This window comes from Acinetobacter sp. ACNIH3, assembly GCF_002918965.1.
Taxonomy (GTDB): Bacteria; Pseudomonadota; Gammaproteobacteria; order Pseudomonadales; family Moraxellaceae; genus Acinetobacter; species Acinetobacter schindleri.
Window position 1 is genome coordinate 1 of record NZ_PQLP01000074.1, and the last position, 7,632, is coordinate 7,632.

Below are 7,632 nucleotides of genomic sequence, written 5' to 3' on the forward strand. Positions count from 1 at the left end.
GACTTGGATGAAATCCAAGTCGTAAGTGCGCATTTCATGAAAAAAACGATAGCATATTACCCGCTTGAATTTCAATTCATAGGGTCTTATGCTTGAGTGGTTTTCTATATTCCGAAATTAACCGTTATGACTAAATCTGCTGAAAATATTGAAAAGAAAATTGAAGCCCAGTTAGAGAAGCTGAAACAGTTAAAAGCACAGAAACAAGCTATCGAAGCAAGAGAACGTACCAAGCAAAAGGAACAGCAACGAAAAGATGATACTCGGCGTAAAATTCTGCTCGGTTCTTATTTGATTAAAAAAATGCAGAATGAAGCCAATAAAGAAAAAATATTGGCTGAACTCAACGAATATTTAACAGAAAATAGAGATCGACAGCTTTTTGATTTGCCCGATATTGAAGCCTAATTTTTCTTAGCTATTTGGTTTTTTTGTTCGGCTTGATACTCTGGAATGAGCGTATTTAAAACCTTTTGAATATTGTCCTTGTCCTCGATTTGTAAATTATCCCGATAGTAAATTAAGTTCTGTATTTTGCTTTCCATCTGTATTTTTTCGGTTGGTTCGGCATCTTTGGATATTCGGGATAATAGGAAGATATAACCGCATATATTTTCTCTCGCAATTTCATAATTTACGATGTCGAGGTATTCAACGGTCACATGTTTTAGATCGGTTGATAGGTTATTTAATTTAATCATGGCTGAAATCCTGATTTTTCTAATATTGGATAAAGCTCTCTGAATTTTTCAGGCTCTAAAAGCATATCAGCGATACGAATAGCAAATTGTTGGTAGCTTTCTGTACCTTGTGAATATTTCCCCATTTCAGGCATTTCTGACATTTTATTTGCAAATAAATGACGTTGTGGGTCGCTCAATTTTATGAAAAAATCGGGGCTATTGCGATTTTGCTTGGATATTATTTTTTTTGAGGTTTTATCTACTTTAGGCTTCAATGTGAATGAAAAACCAATAATCGTCCGCCCTTGCTTATGTTGTTTATATTTAATCGTATAGTCTGAATGTTGATTCACTTGTTCCACAGCAACATCTAATACTCGTAACTTAAAGTTAGAAATTATTTTATATTGCTTGGGTTCTACACCTAACTGTCCTCGTAACTGCTCTATTGGAATAAGCGGAATATGTCCTACATTTTTCCACTTCATTAATAACTCAAACAACCGAGTGGCGTAGGTACTAGTAAATTCTGTAGTCTGAGAAAGGTAGTAACTTGTAAAATATTCTTTTGAATTGGCAACTAATAAAACAACATCGCTGGTAAGTTGAAAATGTAATAAGCCTTCTGATTCGGTATAACCAATTTTTTGTACCCATCTCGATTTCATTGTTGTGGGTATATCACAATCTCTTAGTTTTTTTGGCGGTTTAAGCGTGTATTCTTTACCAAACTCTAAGCCATATAACGTATAAGAAAAATAGCGTAAGAATAAGCGTTCTGATGCTTCCTTTAATGCTCGGTAAGCAACTGAGCTATCTACCTTAAATTGTTCCGCATACTCCCCTGCATGTATTGTCAACACAGTATCACTTGTTATTTCTTGGTGCTGATTATTGGCTTTAACCAAAGCCAACCCTATTAAGCGTTGCTCTATAAGACTTAATGTATAACTTGCATCAATCAAAGCATTATTTTTAACGACTAAATCATTTGCCATTTTTTATACATACATTGTTTTTAGTTGTAATTATATTACATTGATTAAATATGTATAGCAATACTGCATAAACGTATAGATAAGACTGCATAAACGTATAGATAAGACTGCATAAACGTATAGATAAGACTGCATAAACGTATAGATATAGGCGCACAAACTATTGATATTTAATTAAAATAAGAGGTCTAAAATTATAAAATTATAAAATTATTAAAAAGAGGGGAAGTGCTTAAAACTGCCCTAGATACTCGCTAAAGCTCGTACTCTATTGAAGCTCGTTCCTCGCTTCGAGGGGCAGTTTTTGGTTAATTCTGTTTGTGAAATCTAAAAGCAAAAATGGATTCGCTTCGCTCATAGAGATTTTTTACTCGCTCACGCTCGATCATCAAGCAAAAGCTATACAGTCGCTTTGCTCGGTTAATCTCGTTTGGCTGCAAAAGGAGGCTTTGTAATCAGGAAAAAGACGGGGCGAAATTTTTATGTTGCTCAATCGCTCGTAGGCACTCGCTTGGTTATTACAGTTGGGAGCAAATAATTTTATTTAGCTGAACTAGGGCGTGTCATCAATTAAGCCATATCATGATTGAAGCAAGGTAGATTGCTGACAGGAAGTTTTGAGCCAATTTATCATAGCGCGTAGCAATACCTCGATACTGCTTGAGCTTGGCGAAGAAGTTCTCGATCAGATGTCTTGCTTTATAAAGATGTTGGTCATAATCACGCTGATCAATCGCGTTACTTTTGGATGGCATCACGATCTGACCCTTGATCTTATGGATTGGATCAATCACCCGATCCTTAGAATTATAGGCTTTATCCATGAGCCAAGTCTGACTTAACGATAAGTCCAGCAGCACATCAGCACCATTTAAGTCATGAGTCTGCCCGGCAGTGAGATAAAATCCTGTTGGGTTGCCTAAAGCATCAGTACGGGCATGAATTTTGGTACTTAAACCACCTTTACTGCGTCCGATTGCCTGTTCTTTTTTTTTCCGGCGCTGTGTTGATGAGCACGCACAATGGTTGAGTCTAGCATGGCATATTCATTATCACTTTCATGTGATAGCACTTCAAAAACTTTCTGCCATACGCCTGCTTTAGCCCAACGGCTAAAGCGAGTGTGCACAACTCTAAAATCCCCAAAGCGTTCGGGTAAGTCTCGCCATGGAATACCTGAACGATACCGATACAATACTGCTTCAACAAATAGCCTGTTATCTTTGGCAGTTACTCCAACAGTACTCGCTCGTCCAGGTAACAGATCCTTAATCTGCTCCCACTGATCATCTCTTAATGCATAGCGTTTAGTCATGAAAAAATAATGAGGACAGGTTAGATTTTCTCAAGCTAATTGATGACAGGCTCTAATTAAAAACGTGGAATATTGATCAAAGATTAGCCGTGGAACGTGAAAAAGCATAAAAAAGCCCGAACTGGGATGCTCGGGCTATAAAATTGAAACTATAGCGTTGAAATTTCACAAGAAATATAACACATTTCGTATAACGTGTATTATGTTGATTTTAGAAAAATTTAATAATCAAGTTAAGTAAATCACTGCCTAAAATAATATTTTAAATAAAAACACTAAAAAATATAATAAAAAAGGGTGCTAGTATTGTCAAAATAAAACCGCTAAAAATTGCTATTTGCACGTCCAATTGCGAACAATTATTTTTTATAAATGGAAGTGTAGAATCCATTGCTGTAGCTCCACAAATACCAATTATAGGATTAGGATAATTTCGTCCAAGAAGATATAGCAAACCTATTGCATAAAACTCTCTAATTAAATCAGTTAATAAGGCAAAAGTTCCATATTCAGCACCTAATGTTTTTCCTATGAGTGGACCTGAAAGAGAAAACCAGCCAAATCCGCTTCCTAAAACTAAAAGTTCAAAAAATGATTTATCTATAATGAATGTTGTTAAATATGCAGCAATGAATAGTGAAAAAATTGTAATTAGTGGTACTTGAAAATGATTAATGGTCAAAGCTTGAATTTTAATTGTTGATAAATCCACACCTACCAAAAATATCAAGATATAAAGAAGAATACTACTTACAGCCTCACTCTCCCAATTACTCGGCAATACAAGATACAAAACCATACCAATAATAACCATTGATATAGCAATCACACACTCTTTGATAGGTTTAAAAATTTCAGATATAGATTTCTTATTTTTACTTGTATTTTTTACTTTTTTAAAAAGTAAAATAAAAGTAATAAAAGTAATAATTGTTGAATAAATAAATGATCCGACAATTACTGTAGTTCCTAGTTCTTTATCAAAAAGAATACTACCAAATTGGAAACCTATTGAAATTAGAAGTAACCAGACTAAGAATGTTATATAACTTACTAAATTATCTCTAGTATTTGAATTTATTACTCGCCCAATTCCCCATCCAAGTATTAAAGATAAGAGAATAGGCAATAAAGAAAATATAAGGTTATTTATCATATTTTTTGTTTCGTTAAAGAGTAGTCAATTAAAATCATCCAACGCTCACCAAGTAAATCTACTTGATCATTATTAATTTTTTTAATTGGTGATACATAATGACATACCGAAGAATCGTGAACAGCAAAACTATCAGAAATATTTTTTAATGTGAATTGACTGTAAATATTTTCATTGTTTACATCATCTAGACGCTTATTTCTTTCATTTGGATGGGCTATATAATTTTCACCGCCTACAATATTATTGCTTCTATAAAGAAGATGAGCAAAGGTAAAAGGTTCTCCATCTTGATGGAAACAATCAGGAGAACTAATGCCTAAACTTTGGTCACAAGTTGAAGTTAATTTAACAAAGTGTATTCCAACATAAATTGGTAAATAATAGTCATTTAACCCAAATGTTAAGTTATAGTCTTCAATAATTATTGAATTCAAATATTTAGAGCTTTTAACATCGTCACTTAAAGCATTAAAATATCTGATAGAGCCATGCTCTGGATTATTATTACCTTGATCATATCCAGATAGTTCTCTTCCATCATCAGTTATTGTAGTCGGTAACCAAATTGGATTTTTTTGCTTTTCCCATGGAAGAATTAGAGCATTTCCATACCTTCTAAAGCGTTGAGTGTTTGATGGTGAAAAGGGATCTTTTTCTAACTCTCTAAATTCATTGAAAATAGTTAATTTTGAGTTAATGTCAACTTCTGAAGCCTTATATTTTATATAACCATTCTGTTGAAAGTCTTCTTGTAATTTTGAAACATCAACTTCTTGATTTAAATTAAATTGATGATTTTCGTTTGGATATTCTTTTCTTAAATTTTGATTCAGCATAGGAAACCTTACTATATAACTTAATATTGTAATACTGCCCAAAAAATATTTAATTTTTATGAAAAAGTAAATTATTTATAATTAATAATCATACTCTTAGGTTTAATAAGTGGTAAATTTTTGTGAATTCTCAATGAAATACCCTCCCATTTAACATAATGGCTGTTATACAAAATTCAGATATTGGAACTAATTCTTACAATAATTTGAGTGATTTTTTAGACTATTAGCGTACATTAGGTTTACGATAGTACATGTTTTGTAAAACATAGGTGATGATATGGCGACAACAAATTTTAATCTGCGACTTGAGCAAGATTTGCGTGATCGGGCATTTCCAGTGTTTGAGCGTTATGGACTGAGCGCATCACAAGCCTTTAAATTGTTTTTAACACAAGTTGCTGAGACCAATAAAATTCCCTTGTCTTTTGATTATGCAGAGACAGAGAATGTGCCGAATAGTGTCACAAGAAAAGCATTGACTGAAGCAAAAAATAGAACTGATTTTTCAGATGCTTATGAAACACCTGAAGAATTTATGAAAGCGATGCAAGAATTAGCCAATGCGTAAGATATTAGCTGAAAGCCAATTTAAGAGAGATATTAAAAAGCAATTTTTAGAGCTAATTACACCTGCATGGGCAGAAGTTCTACATTGCCTTTGTAGCGATATAGTTTTGCCTGAAAAATATTGTGATCATGGTCTTACTGGTGAGTGGGAAGGCTTTAGGGACTGCCACATTAAACCTGATTTAGTATTGATCTATGCCAAGCAAGAAGATTATTTGCAATTGGTACGAATTGGTAGCCACTCGGAATTGTTTGGAAAGCGCAGAAATAAATAGTGAAAAATTTATGTGCTTAGGCATTTCATCTATCTTGGCTCGATGCTTTGAAATATGGCTTTAGCCATGTTTCAAAGTCGGGCAACTTTGCGCTTGCTGTAATCTGATCAGTAATGAGAAAAACCAAGCAAAGTACCGATCATCTAGTATTTTTTAGGGTCAATGCGACACCAATCATAAGTTTTATTTTTGACGTTATTTGGCTCAAATGAATAGCATTTCTTAGTCATAATTCTGACTAGCGTTTCGCCATCACTTTCTCGAATTTGTAGCGGATATTTTTTAAGTACAGCCATATCAGCTCTACGTTCATCAATTTCATCTTTGCTTGGCACGTATAAGAATATTGCCAAAATGAATACCATCACTAAGGCGACAAATGCACTAGCAAAAATGATGATAAATTTTGAGTTCAGTCTGTTTGTGGCTTCGTTTAATGCCTGAATACTGTTATTCAATGCGCCTGTATGCTTCTTATTTGCGATTTCTAGCGACTTTTCAGCCTTATTGAGTACTCCGCTAGCTACTTCATTGTAGAACGTCTCTAATCGCTTGTTATCATCTGCTATGGCTTCTCTGTATTCCTTCATAGATGCCAATAAAATATAGAGTTGGTCGTCTAAATCATTTTGGTTACTCATCGTGACCATCCATCATTATCTAAATTTCGTGATGCCTTACGATTTGCTTGCTCGGCTCGTTGTTTGTCTAGTTCTTGTTGTCGCTTCATTTCCGCTTGGCGTTCCAGTTCTAGGCGTTTGTTTTCTTGGTTTTTCTGCCATTGCTCAAAACCTTGATCGACACGGTTTAAACCACGCTGTAAAACGCTCTCTTTCTGCTGTTTCTGTTGCTCAAGTTGTTGGGTGTTCTGCTGTTTCACATTGTCATTGAAACGGCTGATTTCAGTGTCTATGCCTTGTCTGCGTAATTGGGTGACTTTGCTGCCTTCGTGGATGGTTGCTTGTAGTCCATTATTTTGATCGGCATAGCTGCGGTGGTCTATTTTTTCTCGGTAGCCTGCACGTTCCAATGCCTTGTTGGCTAAGTCTGCCCATGTTTCTCGAATTTGCTTAATATCTTCTTGGGTTGTACCCATACCAAGGCTTTTTCGTTTGGCGTTGCTGAGTTCAATATCGGTTTTGGTGGTCAGGGTGAGTTTATTATCTGTGTCCAGTTCTGCCTTTCGGGTGGTGAGCATGATATGGGCGTGGTGGTTTTTATCATTACCGCCTTTGCTGGGTTCATGGATGGCTAAATCTGCGATCACGTCATAGCGATCAACTAAGGACCTGGCAAATTCTTTTGCCAAGTCCTTACGTTGATCAGCGTCTAATTCATCAGGTAGGGCAATGACCCATTCTCTAGCGGTTCGGGCATCTTTGCGGTTTTCGGTTTTTTCTGCCAAGTTCCAAAGCTCAGCACGGTCAATTTCAATATCTAAATTAGACAGAATTTCAGAATGGGCGACACCATCTTTTCTCGTAAAGTCATGGGTCAGTCCTGTGCGTTCATCTTCTAATTTTTCCCCTGCACGATATGCAGATGATGCAACCGCAGTTCGTCCCGAACTTCGGTTAACCGTTTTAGTGGAACAATGATAAATTGCCATGCAGTCACCTTGGGGTGCTTTTGCTTTTGGGGTTAAGGGGAATCCCCTTACGCTAATGGAGACTTGGATGAAATCCAAGTCGTAAGTGCGCATTTCATGAAAAAAACGATAGCATATTACCCGCTTGAATTTCAATTCATAGGGTCTTATGCTTGAGTGGTTTTCTATATTCCGAAATTAACCGTTA

Annotated in this window: 9 protein-coding genes and 1 pseudogene; 3 read left to right on the forward strand and 7 right to left on the reverse strand. The window is 35.4% G+C overall.

The annotated features are described in order from the left end of the window. The first annotated feature begins 126 nt into the window (after nucleotides 1-126). A complete protein-coding gene (locus C3420_RS15945) occupies nucleotides 127-408 on the forward strand; it encodes a hypothetical protein (RefSeq protein ID WP_005254311.1) in 282 nt (93 codons plus the stop codon). Here C3420_RS15945 and C3420_RS15950 read toward each other — a convergent pair. The 5 genes and pseudogenes from C3420_RS15950 to C3420_RS15970 form a co-directional block, all read right to left on the reverse strand. Continuing rightward, on the reverse strand, nucleotides 405-701 hold the full coding sequence (locus C3420_RS15950; RefSeq protein ID WP_004282260.1) for a hypothetical protein: 297 nt from the start codon (nucleotides 699-701) through the stop codon (nucleotides 405-407). The genes C3420_RS15945 and C3420_RS15950 overlap by 4 nt on opposite strands. After that, the gene (repM, locus tag C3420_RS15955; protein ID WP_004282261.1) at nucleotides 698-1,681 is read right to left on the reverse strand and encodes a replication initiation protein RepM; all 984 of its coding nucleotides are present in this window, start codon (nucleotides 1,679-1,681) and stop codon (nucleotides 698-700) included. Before repM ends, C3420_RS15950 begins: the two co-directional genes overlap by 4 nt. A 566-nt stretch (nucleotides 1,682-2,247) precedes the next feature. After that, nucleotides 2,248-2,996: pseudogene (locus C3420_RS15960) on the reverse strand (IS5 family transposase). Nucleotides 2,997-3,258: 262 nt separating this feature from the next. Next, nucleotides 3,259-4,152 carry a lysine exporter LysO family protein gene (locus tag C3420_RS15965; RefSeq protein ID WP_004282254.1) on the reverse strand — a complete coding sequence of 298 codons (894 nt, stop codon included), beginning with the start codon at nucleotides 4,150-4,152 and terminating at the stop codon, nucleotides 3,259-3,261. After that, complete coding sequence (locus C3420_RS15970; protein WP_004282255.1) at nucleotides 4,149-4,991, reverse strand: 2OG-Fe dioxygenase family protein; 843 nt, start codon at nucleotides 4,989-4,991, stop codon at nucleotides 4,149-4,151. The genes C3420_RS15965 and C3420_RS15970 overlap by 4 nt, the downstream gene beginning before the upstream one ends. A 280-nt stretch (nucleotides 4,992-5,271) precedes the next feature. On the opposite strand from C3420_RS15970, the gene C3420_RS15975 reads away from it, so the two are divergent. Next, entirely contained in the window at nucleotides 5,272-5,562 is a 291-nt protein-coding gene (locus C3420_RS15975; protein ID WP_004282256.1) for a type II toxin-antitoxin system RelB/DinJ family antitoxin, read from the forward strand. Continuing rightward, on the forward strand, nucleotides 5,555-5,836 hold the full coding sequence (locus tag C3420_RS15980) for a type II toxin-antitoxin system YafQ family toxin (protein ID WP_004282257.1): 282 nt from the start codon (nucleotides 5,555-5,557) through the stop codon (nucleotides 5,834-5,836). The genes C3420_RS15975 and C3420_RS15980 overlap by 8 nt, the downstream gene beginning before the upstream one ends. A 143-nt stretch (nucleotides 5,837-5,979) precedes the next feature. On the opposite strand, the gene C3420_RS15985 is transcribed toward C3420_RS15980, so the two are convergent. Further along, entirely contained in the window at nucleotides 5,980-6,477 is a 498-nt protein-coding gene (locus C3420_RS15985) for a hypothetical protein (protein ID WP_004282258.1), read from the reverse strand. After that, nucleotides 6,474-7,445 (reverse strand): MobQ family relaxase, encoded by a 972-nt coding sequence (gene mobQ / locus C3420_RS15990; protein ID WP_004809023.1) that lies wholly within the window; start codon nucleotides 7,443-7,445, stop codon nucleotides 6,474-6,476. The genes C3420_RS15985 and mobQ overlap by 4 nt, the downstream gene beginning before the upstream one ends. Nucleotides 7,446-7,632: the final 187 nt, after the last annotated feature.

Bases quoted from the DNA above. Each gene is read 5' to 3' on its own strand.
- C3420_RS15975 (WP_004282256.1), top strand. From the start codon at position 5,272: ATGGCGACAACAAATTTTAATCTGCGACTTGAGCAAGATTTGCGTGAT.
- C3420_RS15985 (WP_004282258.1), bottom strand. From the start codon at position 6,477: ATGAGTAACCAAAATGATTTAGACGACCAACTCTATATTTTATTGGCA.
- C3420_RS15970 (WP_004282255.1), bottom strand. From the start codon at position 4,991: ATGCTGAATCAAAATTTAAGAAAAGAATATCCAAACGAAAATCATCAA.
- mobQ (WP_004809023.1), bottom strand. From the start codon at position 7,445: ATGGCAATTTATCATTGTTCCACTAAAACGGTTAACCGAAGTTCGGGA.
- C3420_RS15965 (WP_004282254.1), bottom strand. From the start codon at position 4,152: ATGATAAATAACCTTATATTTTCTTTATTGCCTATTCTCTTATCTTTA.
- repM (WP_004282261.1), bottom strand. From the start codon at position 1,681: ATGGCAAATGATTTAGTCGTTAAAAATAATGCTTTGATTGATGCAAGT.
- C3420_RS15950 (WP_004282260.1), bottom strand. From the start codon at position 701: ATGATTAAATTAAATAACCTATCAACCGATCTAAAACATGTGACCGTT.
- C3420_RS15980 (WP_004282257.1), top strand. From the start codon at position 5,555: ATGCGTAAGATATTAGCTGAAAGCCAATTTAAGAGAGATATTAAAAAG.
- C3420_RS15945 (WP_005254311.1), top strand. From the start codon at position 127: ATGACTAAATCTGCTGAAAATATTGAAAAGAAAATTGAAGCCCAGTTA.